This is a genomic window from Hansschlegelia beijingensis (assembly GCF_014196425.1).
Classification (GTDB): domain Bacteria; phylum Pseudomonadota; class Alphaproteobacteria; order Rhizobiales; family Methylopilaceae; genus Methylopila; species Methylopila beijingensis.
This window is the reverse complement of record NZ_JACIDR010000004.1, coordinates 108,984-133,485: the sequence shown is the minus strand read 5'-3', so window position 1 is coordinate 133,485 and position 24,502 is coordinate 108,984. Positions and strand designations below refer to the sequence as shown.

The window sequence follows — 24,502 nt, the reverse complement described above, 5'->3', positions numbered from 1 at the left end:
ACTTGCGCGCTCGGATGCGGAAGGGCGAGAGACGCCGATGAAGAGCGGGGAAGCTCAGCGAGGCGGGTGCGCCGCCCTCAGCTCGCCGAGATAATCGTTCTCCGCTCGCGCGCGGGCGGCCGTCTCGGGGTCGATTCCGGCCACAAGCAGGGCCTCCCCGTCGGCGGGGGCCCGCGCGCCTTCGCGGCCGTCAGCCAGCGCGATCACGCTCTGCCCCGCATAGGAGAAGGCCGCGTCCCGGCCGGCGTGATCCGCATAGATCAGGGTGAGCGCGTTCTCGAACGCCCTGGCGGGGACGAGCGTGCGGGCGATGAAATCCGACGCGCCGCTCGCGGGCAGCGCGGTCGGCGCGAGGACGAGATCGGCGCCCGCCAGCGCCAGCGGGCGCACGGTTTCGGGAAACTCAACGTCGAAGCACACCCGCATGCCGATGGTCGCGCCCTCGAAACGGAACGGCTCGGACAGCCCGTCAGCGGGCGTGAACAGCGCCTTCTCGTAGTCGCCATACAGGAAGCGCTTGCGGTGGATCCGGCTCCAGCCCTGGGGCGAGAGGAAGACCGCCGAATTGTGGAGCCGGTCGCCGGCGCGCTCCGCGAAGCCGGTGGCGATCGCAAGTCCAAGCCGTCTGGCGCTCGCCGCCAGCCGGGCGAGTTGCGGCCCGTCGACCGGTTCGGCCAGCGTCCGCAGGGCGTCGCCCGCGCCGTAACCCGTGGTCGCAAGCTCGGGCGCGACCAGGACGCGGGCGCCGCGGGCGGCCGCTCGTTCGGCGGCGCTCTCGATCGCCGCCAGATTGGCCGGGACGTCTCCGGCGGCGGCGACCATCTGGTAGGCGGCGACGATCATGGGCGCTCTCCCGGGTCCTTCCGGCGCAGCAGCGCGTCGGCCAGCGACCGCAGATCCTCGATGTCCGCCGCCACCCTGTCGTCGCCGCGGCTGCCGGTCGCGTAGAAAATGCCGTCGAGCTGGAGACTGATGACGCGCGCGGTCTTCGCCACGTCCACCTGTCCGAACAGGCCCGCCGCGATCCCGCGCGCGATGCAGTCCTCGAGCAGCGCCTGCTCGCGGTCGTAGAAGCCGCGAATGAGCTCCCCCACCTGCGCGTCCTGCTTCGCCGAGGCGGCGTAGTCGGCCATCAGCTTCGTCATCCGCGCCATGGTGGGAGCGATCAGCGCATGCATGTCGAGCCAGGCCATCAGCTCGGATCTCGGGTCGGAGACCGTCTTGCGCAGGGCCGCATAGCCAGCGTCCAGCTGGCCGATCGCATGCGCCAGGGCGCGGCCGAACAGCTCCTCCTTGTTGGTGAAGTAGTAGTAGATAAGGCCCGCCTTGACCCCGCACGCGGATGCGATGTCCCGCATGGTGACATTGCTGTGGTGGCGCTCGGCGAACAGCCGCAGCGCCTCGTCCAGGATGAGGTCCGCGCGCGTTTCGGGCGCCAGCCGGCGGCGAGGAGCGCGCGCGCGCGGATGCGGAACGGCGCCCGCCGGCTGTTCAGCCGACGCCTTCGTCTTGGGCGCCCCTCTTGCGGATGCAGCCTCTTTCGGCATTTCCCGGCGCCCATCTTTTGCGCTGCACAAACAGCTGGTCATCCGTCATATTGAACACGCGTTCAATAGTGTGTCACCCCCTGACGCCGCTGACCGGGCGGAGCCAGGCCGGGAACGCGACGGAGCAAGATCGATGGCCGACAAGCGCTTCCATCTCGCCTGGTTCATGAACTTCACGCCCGATGAGTGGCGGGAGCCCTTCGGCCAGGGCGGCGCGCCGTGGGACGGCCAGTTCTATGTCGAGATGGCCCGGACGCTCGAGCGCGCGTGCTTCGACTACATCATGATCGAGGACAAGCTGATGGTGCCGCAGACCTATGGCGGCTCCTCCAAGGCCTCGCTCAACCACGGCATGATGGTCCCCAAGCACGACCCGGCGCCGCTGGCGGTCGCGATGGGGATGGCGACGTCGCGGCTCGGCGTGATCGCCACCATGTCGACCATGGCCTACCCGCCCTTCCTGCTCGCGCGGCTGTGCTCGACCATCGACAGCCTCACCAAGGGCCGCTTCGGCTGGAACATCGTGACCAGCGCCGAAGACCTGATGGCGAAGAATTTCGGCATGGACCGGCTGCCGCCGCGCGACCAGCGCTACGAGATGGCGGACGAGTATATGGAGGTCGTCGGCAAGCTGTTCGAAAGCTGGGAGCCGGACGCGGTGGTGCTCGACCGCGACGCCGGCGTCTACGCCGACGAGACCAAGGTCCACACCGTCGATTTCGAGGGCAAGTACTACAAGGTGCGCGGGCCGCTGAACACGGTGCCCTCGCCCCAGCGCAGGCCGCTCTACGTGCAGGCCGGCGCCTCGCCCAAGGGCCGCGACTTCGCGGCCCAGCACGCCGACTCGATCATCTCGGTAGCGAGCGGCGTCGCCGACATGAAGCGCTTCCGGGAGGACATCCGCGCCCGCGCCGAAAAGGCCGGCCGGGACCCCGACTCCATCAAGGTGATGTTCTGCGTCACCCCGACGCTCGGCGAGACCGACGCCGAGGCGCGGGCGAAATATGAGCGGATGCTGAGCTCTGAGCATTTCATCGTCGACACGCTCGCCTCGCTCGCCGCCATCACCGAGATCGACTTCGCCAAATACGACCTCGACAAGCCGCTGCCGGAGAAGCTGGTCACCAACGGCGAGTCCGGCACGCTCGACAAGTTCCAGCAATGGGGCAGCGGCAAGACGCTGCGCGAGCTCGTCTATGACGGCGGCGGCGGGCTGGTGTCTTCGGTGGAGCTCGTCGGCACGCCGGACACGGTCGCGGACCGCATGGGCGAGATCATGGAGGAGGTCGGCGGCGACGGGTTCCTGATCACGACGCCGGTGCTCCGCGTCAGCCGGCGCTTCATCACCGAGATCGCCGACGGGCTGGTCCCGGCGCTGCAGAAGCGCGGCCTCGCGCGCACCTCCTATGCGCACGAGAAGCTCCGCGACAACCTTCTGGAATTCTGACGGGCCGGGGGACAGGAGCGCGCCATGGCTGAGCTCGACGACGACGCGCCGCTCACGAAGCAGCGCTACCGGGACGCCATGGCGAACCTCGCCGCGGCCGTGAACGTCGTCACCACGGACGGCCCGGCCGGGCGCGCCGGGTTCACGGCGACCGCGGTCTGCAGCGTCACCGACGAGCCGCCCACGCTGCTCGTCTGCGTTCGGCGCGACAGTTCGGTGGGCGAGGCGTTCCGGGCGAACGGCGTGCTGTGCGTCAACACGCTCGCGCCCGAGCACAAGACGCTGTCGGCCCTGTTCGGAGGAAAGACGCCGGCGGACGAACGCTTCGCGGCCGCGGAGTGGTCGCGGGCGAGCACCGGCGCTCCGGTTCTGTCGGGGGCGCTCGCCTCGTTCGACTGCCGGGTCTCGAGCGTCGTCGAGGTCGGCACCCACGCGGTGCTGTTCTGCGAGGTCGTCTCGGTCGGCGACGGAGCGCCGACCGAGGGTCTGGTCTATGTCGGCAGACGCTACGACACTGTGTGCGCCTGCGCGTCCTGAACTGTCAGAAGGCCGGCCCGGCCTCGCTCAGGACGTCGGCGCCATGTCGCCGACGGGGCGAACGGAGCTCGCCTGCGGCCCCATCGGGCCCTCGCCGGTCGCGATGGTCACGAGCACCATCGCGCCGATCTTCAGCTGATCATAGGCGTCGCCGCTCACCGCGTTCCGGGTGAAATAGAGGTCGGGCGAGCCCGGATATTCGATGAACCCGTAGTTCTGCTCCGGGAACAGGCGCACGACCCGTCCGACCGAGCCCTCCGAGCCATGGGTCTTGACCTCGCCGCGCCGGATCTCCGTCTCGTCCTCCAGCTGGCGCTCGAGCCGCTTGAAGGCGCGCGTGACGAAAGCCGTCTCGTCTCCCTTGGAGTCCCGGCGCTCCTGGCTGTCGCTCGCGACGATGCTGCCGGTTCCCGGAAGCGTCACCTCGATCGTGATGCCGAGCGGCTGCTTCCCGCCCGCAGCCGAACGGTAGGGCGTCTCGACCACCACGCGGCAGCTCATGAGGCGCGGGTGGCTCTGCTCGAGGCGCGCCACGCGCTCGCGGATCAGCCGTTCAAGAGACTCCGACGTCTGAAGATTCTTGAAGGCGATTTCCAGCGGAACATCCATTTCTGACCTCCAGTTCGAGGGGTCGGACCGACCCTGAGACGATCGCCGCGTCACACGGGGCCGCCCGGCTCGGCGCCGCCGCCTCCGATGCCAACTCGCGAACGATCAGGCTCGTTCCGAGAGGTGGGATCGTCCTTTGGCGGCAGCAATCGGCCGGAGGCGCGCACGCGCGGGGCCACGCCGTCACAGGCGGCGAGCGATGAGATTGTTTTGAAGAGGAGCAGGCGGCGCTGGATCCGGCGGCTCGGCGCGGCCGGCGGCTGAGGTCCGACGGCGGCCGTGCTTCGGCCTTGGCGCGTCGAGGTTAGCGCAGCGTCGCTGGACGGGCGGCGCCCGTCGCGCCTCCCCTGCTTCCGCTCACGCGAGCGATCGGCGGGAGGCCTTCCGCTGGGGCGAGGTCGCCCCAGCGGAAAAGGCGGGCTTCCGAGGAAGCCCGCAAGGCGGCCCTGCTTCCGTGGAAGCAGGGCGGGGTAGTTCGCGTCAGGCGCGGGCGAGCGCCGGATTGACGTCCGTGGCGGGCGCCGACGGAGAGGCGGGCAGGCTGGACCGGCGGACATGCTCGGCGAGCACCGGCCGAAGGACGACGATCGCGAGGAAGGCGGCGAGCAGGTCCATCGAAGCGACGGTGTAGAGCACGGTCGCCCAGGTGCCGGTCGCCTCCATCAGCAGGTTGCCCACGGGCACGAACAGCGCGCCGATGCCCTTGGCGCAGTACAGCACGCCGTAGATCTTGCCGATGTGCTTGGTGCCGAAGGCGTCGCCGGCGAGCGCCGAGAACAGCGAGTAGACCTCGCCCCAGGCCAGGAAGACCACGCCGGACAGGATCAGGAAGGCGTAGGGGTTATGGCCGAAGTAGCCCAGCGCGATGATGCCGAGGCCTTCGAGCGTGAAGGCGATGACCATCGTCTTCTCGCGGCCGATGTTGTCCGAGATCCAGCCGAACAGCGGACGCGAGACGCCGTTCATGATGCGGTCGAGCATCAGGGCGAGCGGCAGGGCGGCCATGGTGAAGAAGTACAGGTTCACCGAGTAGTTCTTGACGCCGAGGTCCTGCGCGATGACGCCGAGCTGGGCGACCGCCATCATGCCGCCGGTCACGACGCAGATGAACATGAAGAACATCAGCCAGAACAGCTTGGTGCGCAGCGCTTCGGTGAGCGTGTAGTCGCGGCGTGACTGCGCGAGCTTGTCGGAGGCCTTGACCTCGCCGGCCTTCGGCGATCGGAGGAACAGCGCCGCCAGGAAGGCGAGCGAGCCCTGAAGGACGCCGAAGAACAGGAAGGTCGACTGGAAGCCGCTCGACTCGATCATCGCCGCGATCGGCAGGATGGTGGCCGCCGAGCCCATGCCGTAGCCGCCGGCGGTCAGGCCGACCGCGAGGCCGCGGCGATCCGGGAACCACTTGAGCGCGTTGTTGATGCAGGTCGCGTAGATGCAGCCCACGCCGATGCCGCCCACGGCGGCGCCGAAGTAGAAGCCCATCAGCGAGGTCGCCTGGGAGTTGACGATCCAGGACAGGCCCATGAACACGGCGCCGATCGCGACCATCACGCGCGGGCCGTACTTGTCGATGAAGTAGCCCTCAATCGGGGTGAGCCAGGTCTGCACCAGCACGAAGATCGTGAAGGCGATCTGGATCGAGGCGCGGTCCCAGCCGAAGGTCTGCTGAATTTCCGGGACGAACAGCGTCCAAGCGTACTGGATGTTCGCGGTCGCGACCATGCAGACCACGCCGACGAGGAGCTGGATCCAACGCTTTGAATCCGAGATCGCTGGCTGTGGCGTTGTCGATGAAAGTGCTGTCACTGGTGTTTCCCTGCCCCGTTTGGGCTCTTCGGCCCGTTGTGGAAGTCCGCCAAGTAGCTGCCGCTTACGGTGTCAACCGCTTGGCGCATGACTGGCATGCAAAAGTCTGGCATCCCACCGGCCTTTCGGGATAGAGGGGCTTCTGATCACGAAATCGAGAGGTCGCAAGAGAAGACGGCGCGCTGCGCCCTATTCCGCTGAGGACCGTGCATCGCTGCGCTGCAACAGACGTCGGCGGCCTGCGGTTTCCAATTCCCCGTTACACGACGCCCTAAGGGGTAGCGGCTGCCTTGACCATCCCGCACGCGAACCTCGACTCCTTTGTTGCAACGCAATCTGGCTACGATGACTTGTCGTTAGTGATCGATTGAAGAACTGGCCACCCAGACTTAAGAGTGAGGGCGGCGTCTATTTCTCTTTGCACTCACGATCTCGTGAATTTCCGTGATCGGCCGTGATCGGGAGGGCTGCGCCGGTCCCTGCCGCCTCCCCCGCGCATCCGGCGACCAAGCCCCCCGCTGGACTGTGCCTCAGTCTCAGCGGTACGACCGCGGGCATCGGGGAGGCCGGGAACGAAATGAGCACGAGCACGGACGAACTCGCCGAGCGTCTCGACAGGCTGGAGACGCGGATCGCCTACCAGGACGAGGCGATCGAGGCGCTGAACCAGATCATCACCGCACAATGGGGAACCATCGAGACGCTGCGACGCCAGGTGGCGGAGATCGGCGAACGGCTCGAGGACGCCGCGGCGGCGCTGCCGCCCGTCGACCGGCCCCCGCCGCATTATTAAGCGGCTCGGACGGCGCACCCATGGTGGGCCATGCCCTGCTCCGTGCGGCGAGGCGCGACCGGATATTTCTGGGGATGGAGCGTCCGTCCCGGACGCAAAGAGCCGGTCGCCTGCGCCTCGCGCGCTCGGCGGTCGTTGAATGACTTGCAGGCCAGGCGCGGTAACACGCAAGCTGGCTCCTCGTCGCGCACGGAAGCAGGCGCGCCCTTTTCCGGAGACCCCTGATGTCCGCCCGTCGCGCCGCCCAGGCTGAGGAGACCATCCGGAAACACGGCGCGCGCGAACACGCGGCCGGGCCGCGCTTCCTCGGCCGCCCGCGAGAGAGAGAGCTGGCTCCGGTCACCGCCCGGGACCAGAGGCCGGAAGGCGGCCGGACATGAGTCTCGCCGAAGCGGTTCCGGCCGCGGCGGGAGGCCGCCAGGAGGCTGCGGCGACGCCACGGTTCCGCCAGACGCTCCGGCGGCAGATCCTGCTCGCGGTCATGGCGATCGACGCCTGCTGCTGCCTCGCTTCGGCCGTCGTCGTCATCTTCAACGCGCGGGAGGCCACGCGCGTCGAGGTCGGGGCGTCGCTCGAGATGGCTGAGCCGCTCGTGCGGGAGACGATCGCGAGCTTCCAGCGCTCCGCGCCGGAGGACATCTCCGGGCTTCAGTTCGATCTGCCCGGCGTCCGCCACGTCCGCATCTCCGTGCACCGGCCGGACGGCTCGCTGGTCTCGTCGCGCGAGCCGATGCGGCCCTCGGCCTTCTCGCCCGCGCCGGCCTGGTTCGCCCGCCTGATCGAGAGCCCGCTGGAACGTCAGGAGATCCCGGTCGTGGCCGACGGCGAACTCCGGGGCATGGTGGCGATCCAGGGCGAGCCGGCCGACGAGATCGCGGAAGTCTGGGAGGACATGACGAGCCTCGCGGCGCTGCTGGCGGCCTTCAACGTTCTGGGGCTCGCCGCCTTCGCCCTGCTCCTTCGCCGCATCCTCTCCCCCCTCGGGGCGCTCGGGCGGGGCCTCGCGGCGCTGGAGCGCGGCGGATCCGACCAGCCGCTGCCGGTCCCGCACGTCCAGGAACTCGCGGTGCTGGCCGAGCGGTTCAACGCGCTGGCGGTCGCCCTCGGCGAGGAACGCGACCGCAACGCGCGGCTTTCACACAGGATGGTCTTCCTGCAGGACGACGAACGCCGGCAGATCGCGGCCGAGCTCCATGACGAGCTGGGGCCCTGCCTGTTCGGGCTGCAGGCCAATCTGGGGCTGCTCAAGAGCGGCCTTTCCGAGAGCGGAGGCCTCGCCGCTCCCGCGCAGGAGCGTCTCGCGACCGCGATCGACATCTCCAACCGCCTGCAGACCCTCAACCGCCATCTGCTGCGCCGCCTGAAGCCGATCGCGCTGGGCGAAGCGCCGCTGGGCGAGGTGCTGAGCGGGCTCGTGGCCGAATTCGAAAGGCGCCATCCGGACCATCAGTTCGCGCTGCTGACGGCGGAGCTCAGGACCGGCTACGGCCCGGTCATGGACCTCACCGTCTATCGCGCCGTGCAGGAGGGGATCACCAACGCGCTGAAGCACGCCGTGTGCACGACGATCGAGGTCCGGGTCGAGGAGCAGGTCGTCAATGGTCGCGCGGAGCTCGCCATTCAGGTCATCGACGACGGCGTGGGGGTGCCCGCCGAGACCACATCCGGGTTCGGCCTGCTCGGGCTGGCGGAGCGCATCCAGGCGCTTCGCGGCCGCTTCCGGCTGCGCTCCGTTCCGGCCGGCGCCGCCCTGGAGATCTTCATTCCGCTTTCCGACGCGGAGGAGAAGCGCCGTTGAAGCGCGCCCTGATCATCGACGACCACCCGATCGTGCTGGAAGGGTGCCGGCGCATGTTGCTGGAGGCCGGATTCGGGGAGGTGCTGGAGGCGACCACCCCGCTCGAGGGCTTCCGGACATACCGCCGCTGCAGCCCCGAGCTGATCGTGGTCGACTTGTCGATCGGCGGCAGGGGGCTCGCCGGACTGTCCTTCATCCGCCGCCTCAGGCTGCATGACGAGGAGACGCCGCTGCTGGTCTTCAGCATGCACAGCGACCCGGTGATCGCCAGCCGCGCCCTCAAGGCGGGCGCCACGGGCTTCGTGCCCAAGGACATCCCGCCCGCCACCTTCTTGGAAGCGGTCGACAAGGTCCGTCAGCGCAAGCCCTATATCGGCCATGACATGGCGATGCAGGTGGCGCTGCTCGGCAGCCGCGCCCAGCGCGATCCCGCAAACCTCACCGGGCGCGAGCTCCAGACGCTCGCCCTGCTGGGCCAGGGCAAGGCCTATGGCCAGATCGCGGACGAACTCGGCGTCAGCTACAAGACGGTCGCCAACACCTGCTCGAACCTGAAGGACAAGCTCAGGGCGGGCACGTTGCAGGACCTCGTGCGCATCGCCGTCATGCGCCGCGTCGGCGTGTGACGTTCAGCGCCGCGGCGTCCGGCCGGCTTGCGGGTTGGTGGCCCGTCAGGCGGCGGAGGCGGAGGGCTTGGCGCCCGGCCCGGGCTTGCCCTCGACGGACTCGGCGCTCTCGCTGCGGGCGATCCTCTCGAGCCGGTCGAGCGGCACGACGATGCCCTCCGTGGACATCGCCCGCACCTGACAGACACCCTTCGAAGCCAACAGCCTCAAGCGAAAGCTCGCTTCCCTGGCGCTTTCGCAGAACACGATTTCGGACCGGCCCTCGAGGTCCATGATCACGTTGTAGGGCATCGGCCGTCTCCCAGCTTCTTCTTTGAGCGCGGAAAGACTCCGGACCTCGTCCTTGTTCCGTATGGTTTGGACGAAAGGCGAAAAAAGCTCCCGTGAGCGACCGCGCTCGTCTCGCGACGACGCGCAGCGCCGTCCCGGAGCGGGTCCGACAAGAGTCGCAGGATGGGAACTTAAGCGCCGCTCGCCCTTTGACGAGAGAGCAGCGGAGGCCTCGCCCAGACGCTGGAGGACCGGCGCTCCGCTGCAGGGAGGCGATCGATGAGCGACGATTTCACCGCAAGAAGCGGATCGGAGAACCGAGAGAGAGACCCCGCCGAGGGGGACCGCCGCAAGCCCGGCGCAGGGGCCGCCGACCGGGGCGCCACTCCGGAAAGCGACGGGCGGCCCGTGGAGAAGCCCGCCGGGGCTGGCGACAAGCCCAAGGCGGAGAACTGGCGCGGCGAGCCGGACGATCAGGCCGGTCCGGGCCAATAGCATCGCGCGCGGCGAGAGACGCCGCGCGCGAGAACCTTTCAGACCTGCCCGAAGGCGTCGTTCAGGAGGAGATTTCCTCCAGGGATCGTCCCTTCGTCTCCACACCGAGCGTCAGCACGGCGACGGCCGCGATGACGAAGGAGCCGGCGCCGAGGGCGAAGACGCCGCCATTGCCGAGGTTCGGCAGCACCACGCCGATCAGCGCCGGGCCGATCAGCGACCCGATGCGGCCGACCGCGGAGGCGCAGCCCGCGCCGGTCGCGCGCGACCGGGTCGGGTAGAGCTCCGGCGTGTAGGCGTAGAGCGTCGACCACATGCCGAACAGGAAGAACTGCATGATCAGGCCGAACACGATCAGCATCGTGAAGCTCGGCGCGTTGCCATAGGCGTAGGCGGCGACCGCGGAGCCGATCAGCATCAGCGCGCAGGTGCCCTTGCGGCCCCAGGCGTCGACCAGCCAGGCCGCCGTGATGAAGCCCGGAATGCCGGCGAGCGCGATCAGCACGACATATTCGGTCGACTTCGTGTTGGTGTAGCCCTGCGCCTGCAGGAGCGCGCCGAGCCAGGTGGTCAGGCCGTAGAAGCCGAGCAGCGCGAAGAACCAGACCAGCCAGATCATCACGGTTCGCTTGGCGTACTCGCCCTGCCAGAGCTCCATGAACGAGAAGCGCCGCTCGCCACGGGCGACCGCCGGCAGGGGCTTCGGCTCGTCGAGCTTCGCGCCTGCGGGCAGGCGCTTTCGCACCTGGACCTCGATCTCGGTCATGACCTTCTCGGCTTCCGCCGAGCGGCCCTGGTCGGCGAGCCAGCGCGGGCTCTCCGGCACGAAGAAGCGGACGACGAACAGGAACAGGGCGGGGACCGCCTGCGCCAGGAACATCTCGCGCCAGCTGAAGTGCGTCAGGAAGTACCAGCTGAGCAGGCCCGCGGCGATGAAGCCGAGCGGCCAGAAGCCTTCGAGGATCGCGAGGTAGCGGCCGCGCTTCTTGGTCGGCACGAACTCCGAGACGATCGCGAGCGCGACCGGGAACTCCATGCCCATGCCGAAGCCCAGCAGCAGGCGGGCGTAGCCGAGCGTCGTGGCGTCCGGCGCGTAGTAGCACCACACGCTGCCGAGGCCCCAGAAGATCATCGAGATCTGGAAGACCAGCTTGCGGCCGATCCGGTCCGCCGCCATGCCGGAGATCGCCGCCCCGAGGAACATCCCGAGGAAGCTCATCGACGACAGGAAGCCGGCCTGCGCGGGAGTGAGGCCGAACTCGGTGCGGATCGAGCCGAGGAGGAAGGTCAACGAGCCGAGGTCGATCGAATCGAAGAACCAGGCGGTGGCGATGATGCCGAAGATGAGCTTCTGGTAGCCGGTCATCGGCAGGCGATCGAGGCGGGCCGCGATCATCACGTCGCTGGCGGTCGTCGCGGACGACGCCCCTGCGACGGCGCCGCCGCCGGAAGGCAGCGTTACATCGGTCATATTTCCTCCCCCGGGGATGCGCCTAAATTTCGGCCTTTAGGCCTTCTTAGCCGGGAGGCTAGTCGCGGCCCATCAGAGATGCAACTGATATATTAGTAGTCTTCCAAGCTTCGCCGACCGGCTTTTGCCGGACGATCCGCGCGTGCTAAGCCACGGAGGATGCGGATACTCCGGTCCGAGCCTGCCTTCGAGTCGAGGCGTCCATGAGCGCGTCCACCGTCCGTTCGCGCTCGCGCCCGGCCTCCGGGGAGCCCGCCCCCGGCGCCCAGCCGGCGGAGGAGCGCACGCTGACCGAGCGGGCCTATGTGGCGCTCGAGGAATTGATCTGCACGCTTCAGCTCCCGCCGGGCGCGTTCCTCAGCGAGATGGCGCTCGCCCAGCGGCTCGGCTTCGGCCGCACCCCGATCCGGGAGGCGCTGCAGCGGCTCGCCCGCGACGGTCTGGTGATCGTCGCGCCGCGCCGCGGCATCCTGGTGTCGGAGATCAACCTCAAGGCCCAGCTTCGGCTGCTGGAGACCCGCCGGGTGCTCGAGGCGCTGCTCGCCCGGCTCGCGGCCGAGCGGGCCGACCCCGCCGAGCGCGAGCGGTTCGCGGAACTCGCCCGGGACATGCGGGCCGCCGCCGACGCGTCCGACGACCTGACCTTCATGCGGCTCGACCGCGACTTCAACCAGCTCGTGGCGGCGGCCGCGCGCAACGAGTTCGCCAGCCGCGCGATGGCGAACATGACCGCCCTGTCGCGCCGCTTCTGGTACCAGCACTATCGCGAGGTCGGCGACCTTGCGCAGTCCGCGCGGCTGCACGCGGAGGTCGCGGAAGCGATCGCCGCGCGCGACGGCGCGGCCGCCGCGGCGGCTTCCGACCGGCTGATGGACTATATCGAGAGCTTCGCCCGCAAGACGCTCGACGTCTGAGGGTCACTCCGTGGGCAGGCCCGGCCAAAGGCCGGGGCGCCCAAGCGCTCGTCGGCTAAGGATGTCGTGGCTGCCCGCGAAACCAGGCAGGACCGAACCGGCGGGTCAGATCTGCCGGCGCCTCTCCACCATCGCGGCGAACTTCTCGTATTCCTCGTCCTTCACCGAGTAGGAGTGGTCGTCGTCCGGGAACGCGCCCTCCTTGACCTCACGCACATACTCCCGGATGCCCGCGACCGCGACCTCGGTGAGCTTGGCGTAGCGCTTGGTGAACTTCGGCTTGAAGTCGGTGAAGACGCCCAGAAGGTCATGGCAGAGCAGAATCTGCCCGTCGGTCCCGACGCCTGCGCCGATCCCGATCGTCGGAATGGTCAGCTGCTGCGAGATCAGCGTCGCGATCCGCGCCGGCACCGCCTCGAACTCCAGCATGAAGCAGCCGGCGTCCTCGATCGCGAGCGCGTCCTGGAGGATCTTGAAGGCGGCGTCAGCCGTCTTGCCCTGGATCTTGAAGCCGCCGAAGTTTGCGATCGTGTGCGGCGTCAGCCCGATATGCGAGGCGGTCGGAATGCCGGCGTCGACCAGCGCCTTGAGGATGTGCGCCTGCGACCTGCCGCCCTGCGGCTTCACCGCGTCGGTCAGCGCGTCCTGCATGAAGCGGGTGGCGTTGACGAGCGCGCGGTCGACGGTGTGGTAGCTCTGATAGGGCATGCAGCCGAGCACGAAGGTGTTCGGCGCGCCGCGGCGGATCGCCTGCGCGTGCATGACCATCATATCCATCGTGGCCGGGATGGTGTTGGCGTGGCCATGCGCGATCATCGCGAGGCTGTCGCCCACCACCGCGACGTCGACGCCGGCCATCTCGGCCCATTTGGCCGAGGTGTAGTCCGGCACCGACATGTAGACCATCTTCTCGCCGGTCCGCTTGGAGTCGCGGATCTCGGTGATGGAGCGCTTTTCGCGCTTCTGAGCGGGCGCAGGAGCGTCGTTCACTGGCAGTCCCCCATTTGGCGCGCGCCGCGCCGCATGATGTCTCGGGCCGACCGCGATCGGTCGGCCGCGCGCCGCGCCTGCGGCGATCGGATGGCTTCTCGGAGAGAGTCCCGGGCGGACCGCGGGGCTGGTCAGGCGGCGGCTGCGCCGTAGCTTGCGAGCACCCGGTCGATGTCGGCGGTCGACATCTCCCACTCGTTCTGGAAGTTCGCCACCACGTCGCGCATGAAGCGCTCGGCGAGCGCCGCCGCGCGGCGGCCGTCGCCGAGGTGGTCGACCAGCAGCGCGAACGCGAGCTGCGTCGGCTCCGGGCCCTCGTAGCTCCACTCGAAGCCGTTCGGCGAGAACGTCTTGACGTCCTCATAGGTGTCGAGCGGCTGGCCGTCGGCCATCACCGAGATGCCGTCGATGGTGCGGTCCCCGACATAGACGGTCATTGCGTCTGTCCCTCAAGCGCCCGGCGGCGGGTGGCGGGCTTGTTGTCGGCCGCGGTCTTCATGACCTCGGGGAAGATCCAGAGGCTGCCCATCGTGAACGGGCCCAGGAACAGCAGCGCGATCTGCGGCCCGGTCTTGCCGAGGTGCCCCATGAAGAAGAAGCCCGCCAGCGCGGCGAGGCCGACGATGATGGTGAGCCCCATCTTGATCTTGAACGGCATGTTCCTCCCCTTCTCTTCTCGTTGATGACGGCTCAGGCGACGAAGACGCCGCCGACCGCCTGGAGCGCGCCGAGCGCCGCCACCGTGATCGCAAGCAGTATCCCGAGCCCGGCCGCGCCGTCCCTCCAGCGTTCGGGCCAGAGGTGGAACACGCCGGGCGTGAACAGCGCGGCGAGGCCGCTCACGATCACCACGCTGGTCCAGCGCAGCTCCGCCAGCCCGAAGGCGAGCGCCCCGTAGGCGAGCGCCAGGAAGGCGATCGCGTTCAGCGCGACCAGCGCGACACCGGCGGCCTTGCCGGTGAGGTCGTCGCGGGTCGCAAGCGGAAAGGCGCCCGCCAGCACGTAGAACCCGACGCCCGCGACGGCCGCGAACAGCGCGAACCAGCAGAGCGCTGCGACGTTCGGCTCGATCGCGGCCATCGCCGTCACTCCGCCGGCTGCATGGTCCCGGACGGCGCCGAAGCGCCCGGCGTGCGGGAGGTCTTCCGCATGTCCGTCTTCACGAAGCGCGTGTCGTAGCCGTTGAGGAGCGTGCCGATCAGCCCGCGGTTCAGGTCGGACGTGCCGAACAGCCAGTCCATGATCGGGAAGGTCAGGTTCATGTTCCGCTCCATCATGATCGACTGGTCATGATGGGCCGTGTGGTGGCGCCGGTTGGTGTTGATGAACGGCATGTTCCGCACGAACCAGTTGTCCTCTACATGGCAGCAGAAATGCATGAACTCGTAGATCATGTAGATCGACGTGGTGGTCGTGATGAACAGCCAGCCGACGTTCGGCGAGAACAGGAAGCCGAGGGCGATCGCGCCGGGGATCGACATCAGCGTGAACGCGGCGAGCGCGTAGGGCGGGAAGAACGTCACGCGATAATCGCGGTGATCCGCGAACCGCATCTCGTGCTCGGTGAAGAACTGGTGATGCTGCAGCGTGTGGCGATTGTAGACCGCGCGCGCGACCGGGTTCTTCGACGGCCGGTGCATGACGTAGCGGTGGATCCACCACTCGAAGAAGTTGCAGAACAGGAAGGTGACCGGGACGGTGGCCAGCTCGAGCCAGCTCGGGGCGTCCACGTTCGACAGATAGACGTAGAGCGCCGTGAACCCGATCACGTAAATGATCGCGATGTGCAGAATGCCATTGTACCAGCCGGCGACGCGCTGCCGGTAATTGGCGCGGTAAGCCCGCTGGCGCTCGGACATGGGCGATTGCGCGAGTTCCATGAAGTCCTCCCATGGCGATGCTGGTGATCGCTTCAGCCACTAATATATCAGTGGCGTATCAGAAGCGCCAGAGGAACATCGCCGTCCGCCGGGGCCTTGGGGAGCCTCGGCGTCGCACGCGCGACCGGAGGTTCTTTCAGCGGCTCACCCGCCCGCTCTGATCGTTGGGCGGCCGGCCGGCGGAGGCGGCGCTGAGCGCCGCCTCCTCCCGGCCGAGCGAAGGCTTCACGAGCAGCGGCGGTGCAACAGGCCCATCGCCTGGGTGACGCCCCTCAGCGAAAAGACATAGCTCGTTTCGTTGCCCCGCTTCGAGGCGGTCGAGACGGTCATGGAGCGGCCGCGCTGCATCGCGTTCAGGAGCTCCTGCTCGCGGGGCTCGCCGCCCACGAGCCAGGCGCCGTTCTTGTGCGCCTGCAGGGGGAACTTCTTGCCGTCCACGTCCACCGACGACGCAGCGTTCTCGTCGAGGTCGTAGCCGAACTGGAGGCTGGCCTCCGTGCCGGGCGGCGACTTGCCCGTGCTCCGGACGAAAAAGGAAACCAGTCCGTGATTAAGCTTGGCGGGCTCCGCCTTGGACGGATTAGCGTAGATAAAGCATCCCTTGCCTCCCGCGTCGCTGTATTGCCAGACGCTCCAGCTTTCGAAGAACCCGATGTTCTTCTCGGCCGCTCTTACCGGCGATATGGCCAACACAGCTGATGCAATGATCGTGGCAAGGAACAGCTTCTTCATCTGCGACCTCCTTTCGCCCATCGAGGCGGGAGAGGCCTGACTAACGATCAGGGATAATCAGTTTACTAAATATCTCGGAATTGCAGTCACGATCTGGCGAGCATGGCGTGACGGGGGCGGGCCGAGGCCCAGAACCTCGCCGGCCAGCTCACGACCGGCCTCCCCGCGCAGGGACTTTGATCCGCGTGCGTGATAATTTTCACCGGAACGAGAAAGCGAGACAGAACCATGCTGAAACGCCTCCTGCCGATCGCCCTCCTGGCCGTGCTGCCCTCATCCGGGGCGTTCGCGTCGCCGGCGTCGGCATCGACAGCGGCCATCTCGACCCCCGTGATCGCGCCCATCCAGCTGGTCGACATGCGCCGCCACGACCATCGCGGCCCGCGGCACAGTAACAAGCACCGTCGCGGCAAGCCGCATTTCACGCCGGGCGGCCGCTACCGTTCGGCGCCGCATGGCTGGCGCAGCTACCGGGCGCGGCCGCGCGACTGGCGGACCCGCGGCTGCATCGTGGTCGGACCGGCGTGGTTCTGCCCCTGACCCCGCCGCGTCGCGCCGAAGCGGGTTCGACGCGACGATGGCTCTGACGGAGCGTTCGACGGGCGGAGGGCTTCGGCCTACCGCCCGTCGTGTTTTCTCAGGGGGTGGCCGGGCGCTGGGGCATCAGCTTGAAGAGCAGTTCGGAGGCGCGCACGCCCGAGGACGCCGCGACGCCCTCCAGAGTGGCTTCCGCCGTATCGACCTTGTGGCCATCCGCGCGCAGCCGGGCGACGAGGTCTTCGGGCGAGGCCTTGAGGATGGGCGCGAGGTCCGAGAGCTGCGCCTTCGTCAACACCGACATCGCCCGGAAGCCCGGGCTGCCGCCGCGCGACTTCATCATGCCGTTCACCGCGAATGGAACAGCCACGAGGATGGAGGCGAGCAGCGGAATGATCAGCGTCTTGCGCTTCAGGTAGCCGACCATCGGCTTCCAGTTCTTCCACAGATGCAGCCCGAACGGCACGAGCAGGGCGAGGCTCAGCCACTCATGCATCAGGTGGAACGCCGCCGGCTGCCAGCGGAAGAACAGCGCGACGCCCGAGACGGCGGAGACGAGAAACAGGCCGGTCGTCAGCGGCGTGCCGTAGCGGTGGATCAGGGTCTTCAAGGCCGGGCCCTTCAACGGACAGGATGATGAGAGTCTGAGCAGCGGTTCAGGGCCGCGCGGCCGAGCTCCGCCAGGCGGGGCGCCGGATGGGCCGCCAGCGCCTCGCCGACGACCCGCCAGAAGTCCGGAAAGCCGAGTTCGATTCCGCGCCGGAGCCAGGTCTCGGCGCCTTCGACGTCGCCATCGTCGTCGACCAGCCGTCGGGCGTGGTTGAAGCAGCCCCAGCAATCGCCGCCTTCCGCCGCATGACGGAACAGGGTCTTCGCGAGCGCGGCGTCGCGCGGCGCGCCCTCGCCGCTTTCGCGCAGCACGCCCATCATGTTGAAAGCCTTCGCGATTCCCGCCGCCGCCGCTCGTTCGTAAAGCCCATAGGCCTCGGCGGCGTCCGCCGGGCGCCCCCTGCCGCTCAGCGCGAGGTCGGCGAGGTTGAACGTCGCCCATGCGTCGCCGAGCGCCGCGGCGCGCTCATAGCAGCGGATGGCCGCCTTCAGATCGACCCGGACGCCCCAGCCGCGCTCATAGGCGCGCCCGAGCATGTTGATCGCCCGCTCGTCGCCCAGCCGGGCCGCGCTGCGATACCAGGCGAAGGCGGCCGCGGGGTCCTGCGGCTTGGCCTCCCTGCCGTCGAGGTGCAGCTGCGCCCATTCAAGCTGCGCCCGCGCGATCGCGCGGGGTATCGCCGGACCGGCCGCCGTCACAGCTCGGCCCAGCGCCGCAGCAGGTTGTGGTAGTGGTTGACGAGGCCGAGCGTGGCGCGGCTTCGGTCGCCGAGCTGCGCCCGCGTCTCGATGATCGCGAGGTCGAGGTCGTAGAGCAGCGTCCGCTCGCCGTCGTCCTTGACCATCGACTGCGTCCAGAAGAACGACGACCAGCGGCTCCCCCGGGTGATGGGTTCGACGCGGTGCAGGCTGGTGGCCGGATAGACCACCATGTCGCCCGCTGGCAGCTTGACGGCGTGCGCGCCATAGCTGTCCTCGATCACGAGCTCGCCGCCGTCGTAATCCTCCGGGTCGGTGAGGAACAGCGTGCTCGAGACGTCCGCCCGCATCCGCATGCCGCCCGCGCCGGGGATGGCCCGGATGGCGCCGTCGACATGCGCGCCGAAGCTCATGCCCTCGTCATACCGGTTGAACATCGGCGGCAGCACGCGCAGCGGCAGCGCGGCGGAGTTGAAGACCGGATTGCGGGCGAGCGCCGTCAGGATCAGCTCGCCGAGCCGGCGCGCCTCGGCGGAGTCCTCCGGAACCTGCATGTTGTGTTTGGCTTTGGCGGCCTGATCGCCGGCCGTCGCCTTGCCGTCGATCCAGGAGGAGCTCTCCAGGATCGAGCGGCAGAACGCGACCTCGTCAGGCGTCAGGACGCCGTTGATGTGCACCAGCACGGCTAGATACGCCCGCGCGTCACATCTTGTAGCCGAGGGAGAGCAGCACCGTCCGGCCGGAGCCCGGCACGACGCGGCCTGTGCCCTGCGCGGAGGTGTAGTTCAGCTCGTTGGTCAGGTTGTAGCCGTTGAGGGCGACCCGCACCCCTTCATACTCGTAGGAGATCAGGCCATCGAGCGAAAAGGACTTGGGAACCCGCGCGGTGTTCGCGGGATCCGCCCAGTATGCGCTGGCGTACTGGATGCCGCCGCCGACGACCAGCTTGCCCGGCATCTTGTCGGCGAAGTGACGCGACAGCTCGTAGGTCGCCCACAGGGCGGCGTTGTGCTTCGACACATAGGGAACGTCATTGCCCTTCACGGATGACGCGGCCGCCGTGCCGGGAGTCTCGCCGCGGATCTTGCTGTCCAGATAGGCGTAGCCGAACTGGATGTTCAGCCCCGGCGCAAGTTCGCCGGTGGCGCCGAGTTCGAAGCCGCGCACGCGCCGCTTCTGGCTGGCGTCGGAGAAGCCGCCGATGACGTCGCCGGTGGTGGGGTCGACGTCGTAGGCGTTGCTCTTGTCGATCTGGAAGACCGAGCCGGACAGGCCGAGACGACCGTCCATGAGGTCGATCTTGCCGCCGAACTCGTAGAGGTCGGCCTTTTCGGGATCGAGCTTCAGGTTTCCGCTCGCGCCGCCCGGCACCTCGCTGGTGGCGTTGCCGGCCTGCGTCGCGACGTTGGTGCCGATCGGCGTGTAGGAGCGGGCGTAGCTCACATAATAGGTCTGGTTCGACTGCGGCTCGAACATCAGCGCCACCGAGCGGCTGAGCTTGCTGTCCGACTGCTTGCTGTTGATCTCGACGTCTTCGAACGGCGCGGTGGTGTCCGCGGCGGCCGGGGTGAAGCTGTAGAACTTGCTCTTGAAGTTGTCCCAGCGGAGGGCGCCCATGACGGAGATCTGGTCGGTGAACCAGACCCGGTCGTTGGCGAACAGCGCGACGTCCGAGGCCGTCGCGTCGCGGTCATTGCCGACCACGCGCGTCCTCACCGCGTTCGGGGTGTTGTAGAACGGATCGCGGATCGTCTGGTTGCCGCGGGTCTGGCCGTAGCTCGCGGGCTCGCGGTGGTCGTCCTGATAGTAGACGTTCACGCCGACCAGGGCCTTGTGCTTCAGACCGCCGGTCTCGAACTCGGCCTTCGCGGTCGTGGTGTTCTCGAGACCCCAGGTCCTCTGCTTGTAGCTCAGACCGCCGCCCGCGCCGTAGGTGATGAGCGGATTGCCGCCCGCCAAGAACTGCTGCGAGCAGCTGCCGTCGTACTGAACGCCGGGCGTGGAGCTGCTGGCGTCGTTGGAGCAGCCGGGCGCGGTCGAGGAATAGTCGCGATCGTAGAAGCCGACGCGCGATTCGCTCGAGATCGTCAGCCAGTCATTGACCTCCTTCGAGAACAGCGACGTGACCACATGGGCGTTGGTGACGTCCTTGTCGGTGGCGCGCACATAGGAGGTCGAGCGGCTCAGGCCGAGCTCCGTCGCCGGGCGCCACCGGCCGTTGGCGTCGGCGATGAACGGCACGCCGTAGTCCGGCTTCCGGTTGTTGTGCTGGTACATGTAGTTGAGCGACCAGGTCGTGTCCGTGCCGAGGCCGAAGCCGAGCGCCGCCGCGAAACCCTGCCGATCCGACTTCACATGGTCGCGGTCGGCGACGTCCTGATCATGGACCATGCCGTTGAGGCGGATGGCCGTCGTTTCGTTGATCTGCTTGTTGTAGTCGACCGTGCCGCGCTTGAGCGGGCCGCTGCCGATCTGACCCTCGATCGAGAGCGCATCGCCGAGATGCGCCTTCTTGGAGGTCTGGTTGATCAGGCCGCCGGTGGTGCCGACGCCGAAATTCTCGCCGTTCGGGCCCTTGATGACCTCGATGCTTTCGATGTCGAAGCTGTCACGCACATAGGCGCCGAAGTCCCGCAGGCCGTCGATGTAGATGTCGCCCTTCGACTGGAAGCCCCGGATGCGGAACTGGTCGCCATTGGTGCCGCCATTGCCCTCGCCGGTGGAGAGCGTGATGCCCGGCACGTTCCTGAGCGCCTGCTCGACGGTCGTGACGCCCTGCTGCTCGAGCTGCTCCTGGGAAATGACCGTGACCGCCCGCGGAATCTCCCGAACCGTCGCCGGCAGGCGGCTGATCCCCGTCGATGCGTCGTTGGCGTTGCCATAGGACGCAGCCGCGCCCTCGACCTGAATCGGGTCGAGGGAGGTCGACTCCTGTTCGGTCGACTGAGCGAACGCCGCCATCGGTTGAACCGCCGCCGCGGCGAGCGTCGCGCTCGCCGTCAACGCCACATTCGACATCTTCGGCCGAAGGGAGATGGAACTGCGCACGATCATGTCGGGACCCCAAGCTTGTTTCGGGCCTTTTGGCGGCGAAACTCGGGCGTGACAAGCTCAAAAGAAGGAAAAGCCCTTTTCAATCATTATCTTAGAACTATTCCACTTCGACCTTTTGAGGCGTTAACTTTCAGACAGAGTCTAAACTGGAATTTGAATTCTTCCATGTTGTGGCGGCATTCCCTCTAAGCTCAGGCCGCGCGCGGCAGCGCCCTGCCTTCCGCCAGGGACGCGCATGGCGCCGCCGCTGCGCCAGAGGTCAGCGGTCGCCGACCAGCAGCCCCTGGTCGATCTCCTCGAAGCTCCAGCCGTCGTCGCTGCGGTCGAGGCGCCAGATCATGTCGTAGCGGTCGGTCGGCCAGTCCGAGGGAACGGACTTCGCCCCAAGCCGCCGGGCGATCTTGGGGATCATCGAATGCTCCCATGCGACGAGGACCACGCCCTTGCGGGTCATCAGGTCCTCGGCCAGTTCGTCGACGGCGGTCTTCGCGTATGCGTCGCAATAGGTGACGTGGCCGCGCGCGCGGAGGAACGCCAGCAGGGGCGCGACCGTCTGTTGCGGCCGCCGGCTCTGGCCGTCCTCCGTGATCGCTGAGGCGTAGATCGCGTCAGGCGGCGCGTCGCCGTTCGCCGGCTGCGCGAGGCGCGCGATCAGCGCCCCCGCTCTCTGCCACCCGCGCGCGTTGAGGCTCTGATCGTCGGGCATGCCGTCTTCGGTGATGCCAAGCTGGCTGTGGTGTTCGGCATGTCTGATGAACAGGATGCGGTCGGGTCCGTGCGCCACTGAGGTCCTCGCTTCTCGCCCGCCGGGGGGCTTTCCGCGAAAGAGGGCGACCAGGGCGGCTTTCAAGAGCCGAGACGCTACCGCCGGCGGAGCGCCAGAAGGAGATAGCCGCCGCCGATCAGGGAGGCGAACAGGCCGAGCGGGAGCTGGTAGGGGAAGATCACGGTGCGCGCGAGCAGGTCGGCGATGGTCATCAGGGCCGCGCCGGCGAGCGCCGAACCGAGAAGATGCGGGCCGGCGCCCGCGAGCCCGGCCGCCCGCACCGCGTGGGGCGCGACAAGGCCGACGAAGCTCAGGGGGCCGGCGATCATCGCCGCCGCGCCGGTCAGCAGCGCCGCGATCGTCGTCAGCGCGAGGCGGGCCGCGCCGATCCTGACGCCGACCGCGCGGGCGGTCGCGGTCCCGAGCGGCAGGACGTGGAGCCAGCGGAGCGTCGCTGCGGCCGGCGCGGCGAGCGCCGCCGCCGTGACGACCGCGGCGATCGCCTGATCCGGCCCCAGCGCGTCGGTCGCGCCCGTGATCCAGGCGAGCAGCGCGAAGGCGCTTGGCGAGCCGGTCGCCACCACGGCGTTGAGACCCGCCAGGCAGAGCGCCGCGATCCCTGCGCCCGCAAGCAGCATTCGCTCCGGACCGAGCCTGCCGCGTCCGGCGACGGCCAGCATCACGGCGAGCGCCGCCAGCGCGCCCGCTCCCGCGCCCGCCATCTGCAACGGCCAGGACACGGCGCCGAAGCCCAGCAGAACGGCCGCGAGGCCGACGCCCGCCCCCGCCCCGACGCCGAGCACTTCCGGGCTCGCCAGCGGGTTCGCGGTCAGTCGCTGCAGGATCACGCCGGCCGCCGCGAACATCGCCCCCGCCGCAGCCGCGGCCGCCACGCGCGGGCCCCGGAAAGGCAGAAGCTCGGCGAACTCCGCCACGGAGGAAATCCTCCAGCCATGCGCGTCGGCCCCGACCCACAGCGCCGCGGCGATCGAACCCGCGGCGAGCGCGGCAAGGACCGCGAGCATCCGCGCGGGATCGCGCCGCGGCCGTCGTTCGGGCGCGGTCGGACGGTCGGCAAGGACGAGGCGAGGCAGCAGCCACAGCAGCAGGGGCGCGCCCAGGATCGCGGTGGCGGCGCCGGTCGGGATCGCGTCACCCTCGCCGAGACGGCGCACGATCGAGTCCGCGAGCCAGAGCAGGATGGCGCCGATGACAGGCGAGACCGCCAGGATCCGCCCCGATCGCGCCCCCGAAAGCCGCGCGAAAGCCGGCGCGGCGAGTCCCACGAAGGCGATCAGCCCGACCTCGGCCGCGACCGTCGCGGCCAGCAGCACGCCGATCGCGAGCGCCGCGATCCGGATGACGGGCGTCGGCACGCCGAGACTTCGCGCGCCGATCTCGCCGGCCGCGAGCGCGCCGAGCGGCCGCGCCAGAAGCAGCGCCCAGACGATGCCGAAGCCCAGCACCGCGGCGATCGCGGCGGAGGCGCGCCAGCCCTCCTGCGTCAGCGAGCCCCCGCCCCAGATCAGCAGCGCGAAGAGATAGTCGCCCCGTGACAGGATGAGCGCCGCGGACAGGGAGCTCGCGACCATGGCCACCACCATGCCGCAGAGCGCCACGGTCACGGGGTCGAGCTGTCGCCGCCAGGCGAGCGCCAGCACCAGCGTCGCCGCGCCGGCTCCCCCGGCGAAAGCTGCGGCCTCGCGGCCGAGCGCGCCCATCGCAGGGGCGAGGATCGCCGCGACGCCGAGCGCGAGCTGCGCGCCGGCGAAGACGCCGAGCGTCGCCGGTTCGGCGAGCGGATTGTCGAGCGCGGCCTGGGACAGCGCCCCCGACAGACCGAGCGCCGCGCCGGCCAGCAGAGCGACCGCGATCCGTGGCGCAAGGCTGTAGAGGACCAGGGCGCGATCGACCTCGGCCGATGCCGCGCTGAGGCTCGACAGAACGTCCTGGAGCGAGAGGGCTGCGGCGACCGCCGCCAGAACGCCCCACAGGAGCCAGGGCCCGACAAGCGCTCGCGGCATGCGTTCAGCCGACCGCAAGCGCTTCAAGCCCATCGGCGAGGAGCCGCGCGAAGCGCTGCGCGGCCGGCAGGGCGCCATAGGGGTTCACGGCCGGGAGCCCGACGAAGCGGCCGGAGGCGACCGGCGGCATGGCGCGCCAGAGCGGGCTCTCCCGCACGGCCGCGAGCGCCGAGGGCGGGCTCGGGCCGACGTTGACCACGATCGCCTCCGTCATCGCCGCGAGGGCCTCGACGCCGACGGCCGGAAAGGCGCCGAACCGCGTCGGAGCGCTCCAGGCGATCGTGAGCCCCAGCCGCTCGGCCACGTCGCCGAACATGCTGTCGGCGCCGAACACCCGGAAGTGACGGGAATCCGCGAGGTTCATGATGAGCACAGGGCGGCCGGCCGATCGCGCGAGCCGCGTCCGGGCGGAAGCGAGCTCCGCGTCGGCTTGGGCGACCGCCCGCTCGGCCTCGGCGCTGCGGTCGATGCGCCGGCCGAGGTCGCGCGTCGCCGCGATCGCCGCCTCGTAGGGACGACGGCCCGGCTCATAGATCGAATAGTTCGCGACCGGCGCGATCCGCGACAGGAGGCGGGCGCGGTTCTCGTACCAGGGCGAGATCAGGATGAGGTCGGGGCGCGTATCGAGGAGCTGCTCGTAGCTGATCGAACCTCGCAGGCCGAGGTCGGCGGTCGAGCGGGGCACGACCGGCTCCACCGCGGCGGTGCGGAACAGCACGAGCTCGGCCGCGGCGACCGGCGCGACCCCGAGGGCGAGCGTCGTCTCCAGCATCGCCCAGTCGATCGCCGCGAGCCGCATGGCGGGGTCCGCGCGGGCGGCGCCCAGACAAGCGAAAGCCGCGGCGCCGGTGAGGACGCCGCGGCGGGAGAGAAAACCAGGCCGGCGAACCGGCCTGTC

The 24,502-nt window shown here is 69.0% G+C and carries 27 protein-coding genes; 8 read left to right on the top strand and 19 right to left on the bottom strand.

The window, feature by feature from the left end; all coding sequences use genetic code 11:
* Positions 1-54 precede the first annotated feature (54 nt).
* Both GGR24_RS13115 and GGR24_RS13110 read right to left on the bottom strand, forming a co-directional pair.
* The gene (locus GGR24_RS13115; RefSeq protein ID WP_183395826.1) at positions 55-843 is read right to left on the bottom strand and encodes a nitrilase-related carbon-nitrogen hydrolase; all 789 of its coding nucleotides are present in this window, start codon (positions 841-843) and stop codon (positions 55-57) included.
* A complete protein-coding gene (locus GGR24_RS13110; RefSeq protein ID WP_183395825.1) occupies positions 840-1,547 on the bottom strand; it encodes a TetR/AcrR family transcriptional regulator in 708 nt (235 codons plus the stop codon). The genes GGR24_RS13115 and GGR24_RS13110 overlap by 4 nt, the downstream gene beginning before the upstream one ends.
* 133 nt (positions 1,548-1,680) lie before the next feature.
* On the opposite strand from GGR24_RS13110, the gene GGR24_RS13105 reads away from it, so the two are divergent.
* Both GGR24_RS13105 and GGR24_RS13100 read left to right on the top strand, forming a co-directional pair.
* Entirely contained in the window at positions 1,681-2,994 is a 1,314-nt protein-coding gene (locus GGR24_RS13105) for an NtaA/DmoA family FMN-dependent monooxygenase (protein ID WP_183395824.1), read from the top strand.
* Positions 2,995-3,018: 24 nt separating this feature from the next.
* A complete protein-coding gene (locus GGR24_RS13100) occupies positions 3,019-3,531 on the top strand; it encodes a flavin reductase (protein ID WP_183395823.1) in 513 nt (170 codons plus the stop codon).
* Positions 3,532-3,558: 27 nt separating this feature from the next.
* Here GGR24_RS13100 and GGR24_RS13095 read toward each other — a convergent pair whose 3' ends face one another.
* Together GGR24_RS13095 and oxlT are read right to left on the bottom strand one after the other, a co-directional pair.
* Positions 3,559-4,140, bottom strand: coding sequence for an HPF/RaiA family ribosome-associated protein (locus GGR24_RS13095; RefSeq protein WP_183395822.1), 582 nt, complete (start codon positions 4,138-4,140; stop codon positions 3,559-3,561).
* A gap of 480 nt (positions 4,141-4,620) precedes the next feature.
* Positions 4,621-5,862: an oxalate/formate MFS antiporter gene (gene oxlT, locus GGR24_RS13090; RefSeq protein WP_210286190.1), complete on the bottom strand. Its 1,242-nt coding sequence runs from the start codon at positions 5,860-5,862 to the stop codon at positions 4,621-4,623.
* Positions 5,863-6,523: 661 nt separating this feature from the next.
* Between oxlT and GGR24_RS13085 the strand changes: the two genes are divergently transcribed.
* The 3 genes from GGR24_RS13085 to GGR24_RS13075 all read left to right on the top strand — a co-directional run bounded on the left by GGR24_RS13085 (position 6,524) and on the right by GGR24_RS13075 (position 9,163).
* Positions 6,524-6,739, top strand: a complete 216-nt coding sequence (locus tag GGR24_RS13085; RefSeq protein WP_183395821.1) for a SlyX family protein — start codon at positions 6,524-6,526, stop codon at positions 6,737-6,739.
* A 376-nt stretch (positions 6,740-7,115) separates the two neighbouring features.
* Positions 7,116-8,537, top strand: a complete 1,422-nt coding sequence (locus tag GGR24_RS13080; protein WP_183395820.1) for a histidine kinase — start codon at positions 7,116-7,118, stop codon at positions 8,535-8,537.
* Positions 8,534-9,163: a response regulator transcription factor gene (locus GGR24_RS13075; RefSeq protein ID WP_183395819.1), complete on the top strand. Its 630-nt coding sequence runs from the start codon at positions 8,534-8,536 to the stop codon at positions 9,161-9,163. Before GGR24_RS13080 ends, GGR24_RS13075 begins: the two co-directional genes overlap by 4 nt.
* Before the next feature lie 45 nt (positions 9,164-9,208).
* Here the strand turns inward: GGR24_RS13075 and GGR24_RS13070 are convergent, their stop codons facing one another.
* Positions 9,209-9,454, bottom strand: a complete 246-nt coding sequence (locus GGR24_RS13070) for a hypothetical protein (protein ID WP_183395818.1) — start codon at positions 9,452-9,454, stop codon at positions 9,209-9,211.
* 258 nt (positions 9,455-9,712) lie between these two features.
* On the opposite strand from GGR24_RS13070, the gene GGR24_RS13065 reads away from it, so the two are divergent.
* A complete protein-coding gene (locus tag GGR24_RS13065) occupies positions 9,713-9,928 on the top strand; it encodes a hypothetical protein (RefSeq protein ID WP_183395817.1) in 216 nt (71 codons plus the stop codon).
* A gap of 61 nt (positions 9,929-9,989) precedes the next feature.
* Here the strand turns inward: GGR24_RS13065 and GGR24_RS13060 are convergent, their stop codons facing one another.
* The gene (locus GGR24_RS13060) at positions 9,990-11,399 is read right to left on the bottom strand and encodes an MFS transporter (protein ID WP_183395816.1); all 1,410 of its coding nucleotides are present in this window, start codon (positions 11,397-11,399) and stop codon (positions 9,990-9,992) included.
* 203 nt (positions 11,400-11,602) lie between these two features.
* On the opposite strand from GGR24_RS13060, the gene GGR24_RS13055 reads away from it, so the two are divergent.
* The gene (locus tag GGR24_RS13055; protein ID WP_183395815.1) at positions 11,603-12,313 is read left to right on the top strand and encodes a GntR family transcriptional regulator; all 711 of its coding nucleotides are present in this window, start codon (positions 11,603-11,605) and stop codon (positions 12,311-12,313) included.
* 105 nt (positions 12,314-12,418) lie between these two features.
* Here the strand turns inward: GGR24_RS13055 and panB are convergent, their stop codons facing one another.
* The 6 genes from panB to GGR24_RS13025 form a co-directional block, all read right to left on the bottom strand.
* Positions 12,419-13,303, bottom strand: a complete 885-nt coding sequence (gene panB / locus GGR24_RS13050; RefSeq protein ID WP_183395814.1) for a 3-methyl-2-oxobutanoate hydroxymethyltransferase — start codon at positions 13,301-13,303, stop codon at positions 12,419-12,421.
* Positions 13,304-13,434: 131 nt separating this feature from the next.
* Positions 13,435-13,740: a DUF6166 domain-containing protein gene (locus GGR24_RS13045; protein ID WP_183395813.1), complete on the bottom strand. Its 306-nt coding sequence runs from the start codon at positions 13,738-13,740 to the stop codon at positions 13,435-13,437.
* Positions 13,737-13,961, bottom strand: a complete 225-nt coding sequence (locus tag GGR24_RS13040; protein ID WP_183395812.1) for a hypothetical protein — start codon at positions 13,959-13,961, stop codon at positions 13,737-13,739. Before GGR24_RS13040 ends, GGR24_RS13045 begins: the two co-directional genes overlap by 4 nt.
* Positions 13,962-13,993: 32 nt before the next feature.
* A complete protein-coding gene (locus GGR24_RS13035; protein ID WP_183395811.1) occupies positions 13,994-14,383 on the bottom strand; it encodes a hypothetical protein in 390 nt (129 codons plus the stop codon).
* Positions 14,384-14,388: 5 nt separating this feature from the next.
* Complete coding sequence (locus GGR24_RS13030; protein WP_183395810.1) at positions 14,389-15,183, bottom strand: sterol desaturase family protein; 795 nt, start codon at positions 15,181-15,183, stop codon at positions 14,389-14,391.
* 225 nt (positions 15,184-15,408) lie between these two features.
* The gene (locus GGR24_RS13025) at positions 15,409-15,915 is read right to left on the bottom strand and encodes an invasion associated locus B family protein (RefSeq protein WP_183395809.1); all 507 of its coding nucleotides are present in this window, start codon (positions 15,913-15,915) and stop codon (positions 15,409-15,411) included.
* Positions 15,916-16,143: 228 nt separating this feature from the next.
* Here GGR24_RS13025 and GGR24_RS13020 point away from each other — a divergent pair, with 228 nt between their 5' ends.
* Positions 16,144-16,455 carry a hypothetical protein gene (locus GGR24_RS13020; protein ID WP_183395808.1) on the top strand — a complete coding sequence of 104 codons (312 nt, stop codon included), beginning with the start codon at positions 16,144-16,146 and terminating at the stop codon, positions 16,453-16,455.
* Positions 16,456-16,552: 97 nt separating this feature from the next.
* On the opposite strand, the gene GGR24_RS13015 is transcribed toward GGR24_RS13020, so the two are convergent.
* From GGR24_RS13015 to GGR24_RS12985, 7 genes are all read right to left on the bottom strand, one after another.
* On the bottom strand, positions 16,553-17,062 hold the full coding sequence (locus GGR24_RS13015) for a DUF4405 domain-containing protein (RefSeq protein WP_210286189.1): 510 nt from the start codon (positions 17,060-17,062) through the stop codon (positions 16,553-16,555).
* An 11-nt stretch (positions 17,063-17,073) separates the two neighbouring features.
* Positions 17,074-17,760 carry an SEL1-like repeat protein gene (locus GGR24_RS13010; RefSeq protein WP_183395806.1) on the bottom strand — a complete coding sequence of 229 codons (687 nt, stop codon included), beginning with the start codon at positions 17,758-17,760 and terminating at the stop codon, positions 17,074-17,076.
* Positions 17,757-18,443, bottom strand: coding sequence for a Fe2+-dependent dioxygenase (locus GGR24_RS13005; RefSeq protein ID WP_183395805.1), 687 nt, complete (start codon positions 18,441-18,443; stop codon positions 17,757-17,759). Before GGR24_RS13005 ends, GGR24_RS13010 begins: the two co-directional genes overlap by 4 nt.
* A gap of 19 nt (positions 18,444-18,462) precedes the next feature.
* Positions 18,463-20,814, bottom strand: coding sequence for a TonB-dependent receptor (locus GGR24_RS13000; protein WP_183395804.1), 2,352 nt, complete (start codon positions 20,812-20,814; stop codon positions 18,463-18,465).
* 259 nt (positions 20,815-21,073) lie between these two features.
* A complete protein-coding gene (locus tag GGR24_RS12995; RefSeq protein ID WP_183395803.1) occupies positions 21,074-21,598 on the bottom strand; it encodes a histidine phosphatase family protein in 525 nt (174 codons plus the stop codon).
* 77 nt (positions 21,599-21,675) lie between these two features.
* A complete protein-coding gene (gene fhuB / locus GGR24_RS12990; protein WP_246398423.1) occupies positions 21,676-23,604 on the bottom strand; it encodes a Fe(3+)-hydroxamate ABC transporter permease FhuB in 1,929 nt (642 codons plus the stop codon).
* A gap of 4 nt (positions 23,605-23,608) precedes the next feature.
* Positions 23,609-24,403, bottom strand: coding sequence for an ABC transporter substrate-binding protein (locus GGR24_RS12985; RefSeq protein ID WP_183395801.1), 795 nt, complete (start codon positions 24,401-24,403; stop codon positions 23,609-23,611).
* Positions 24,404-24,502: the final 99 nt, after the last annotated feature.

What these genes read in the sequence shown, in the direction of transcription:
- GGR24_RS13115 (WP_183395826.1), bottom strand. Translation starts at nt 843, where the DNA reads ATGATCGTCGCCGCCTACCAGATGGTCGCCGCCGCCGGAGACGTCCCG.
- GGR24_RS13110 (WP_183395825.1), bottom strand. Translation starts at nt 1,547, where the DNA reads ATGCCGAAAGAGGCTGCATCCGCAAGAGGGGCGCCCAAGACGAAGGCG.
- GGR24_RS13105 (WP_183395824.1), top strand. Translation starts at nt 1,681, where the DNA reads ATGGCCGACAAGCGCTTCCATCTCGCCTGGTTCATGAACTTCACGCCC.
- GGR24_RS13100 (WP_183395823.1), top strand. Translation starts at nt 3,019, where the DNA reads ATGGCTGAGCTCGACGACGACGCGCCGCTCACGAAGCAGCGCTACCGG.
- GGR24_RS13095 (WP_183395822.1), bottom strand. Translation starts at nt 4,140, where the DNA reads ATGGATGTTCCGCTGGAAATCGCCTTCAAGAATCTTCAGACGTCGGAG.
- oxlT (WP_210286190.1), bottom strand. Translation starts at nt 5,862, where the DNA reads ATGGTCGCGACCGCGAACATCCAGTACGCTTGGACGCTGTTCGTCCCG.
- GGR24_RS13085 (WP_183395821.1), top strand. Translation starts at nt 6,524, where the DNA reads ATGAGCACGAGCACGGACGAACTCGCCGAGCGTCTCGACAGGCTGGAG.
- GGR24_RS13080 (WP_183395820.1), top strand. Translation starts at nt 7,116, where the DNA reads ATGAGTCTCGCCGAAGCGGTTCCGGCCGCGGCGGGAGGCCGCCAGGAG.
- GGR24_RS13070 (WP_183395818.1), bottom strand. Translation starts at nt 9,454, where the DNA reads ATGCCCTACAACGTGATCATGGACCTCGAGGGCCGGTCCGAAATCGTG.
- GGR24_RS13065 (WP_183395817.1), top strand. Translation starts at nt 9,713, where the DNA reads ATGAGCGACGATTTCACCGCAAGAAGCGGATCGGAGAACCGAGAGAGA.
- GGR24_RS13060 (WP_183395816.1), bottom strand. Translation starts at nt 11,399, where the DNA reads ATGACCGATGTAACGCTGCCTTCCGGCGGCGGCGCCGTCGCAGGGGCG.
- GGR24_RS13055 (WP_183395815.1), top strand. Translation starts at nt 11,603, where the DNA reads ATGAGCGCGTCCACCGTCCGTTCGCGCTCGCGCCCGGCCTCCGGGGAG.
- GGR24_RS13045 (WP_183395813.1), bottom strand. Translation starts at nt 13,740, where the DNA reads ATGACCGTCTATGTCGGGGACCGCACCATCGACGGCATCTCGGTGATG.
- GGR24_RS13040 (WP_183395812.1), bottom strand. Translation starts at nt 13,961, where the DNA reads ATGCCGTTCAAGATCAAGATGGGGCTCACCATCATCGTCGGCCTCGCC.
- GGR24_RS13035 (WP_183395811.1), bottom strand. Translation starts at nt 14,383, where the DNA reads ATGGCCGCGATCGAGCCGAACGTCGCAGCGCTCTGCTGGTTCGCGCTG.
- GGR24_RS13030 (WP_183395810.1), bottom strand. Translation starts at nt 15,183, where the DNA reads ATGGAACTCGCGCAATCGCCCATGTCCGAGCGCCAGCGGGCTTACCGC.
- GGR24_RS13025 (WP_183395809.1), bottom strand. Translation starts at nt 15,915, where the DNA reads ATGAAGAAGCTGTTCCTTGCCACGATCATTGCATCAGCTGTGTTGGCC.
- GGR24_RS13020 (WP_183395808.1), top strand. Translation starts at nt 16,144, where the DNA reads ATGCTGAAACGCCTCCTGCCGATCGCCCTCCTGGCCGTGCTGCCCTCA.
- GGR24_RS13000 (WP_183395804.1), bottom strand. Translation starts at nt 20,814, where the DNA reads ATGATCGTGCGCAGTTCCATCTCCCTTCGGCCGAAGATGTCGAATGTG.
- fhuB (WP_246398423.1), bottom strand. Translation starts at nt 23,604, where the DNA reads ATGCCGCGAGCGCTTGTCGGGCCCTGGCTCCTGTGGGGCGTTCTGGCG.
- GGR24_RS12985 (WP_183395801.1), bottom strand. Translation starts at nt 24,403, where the DNA reads ATGCGGCTCGCGGCGATCGACTGGGCGATGCTGGAGACGACGCTCGCC.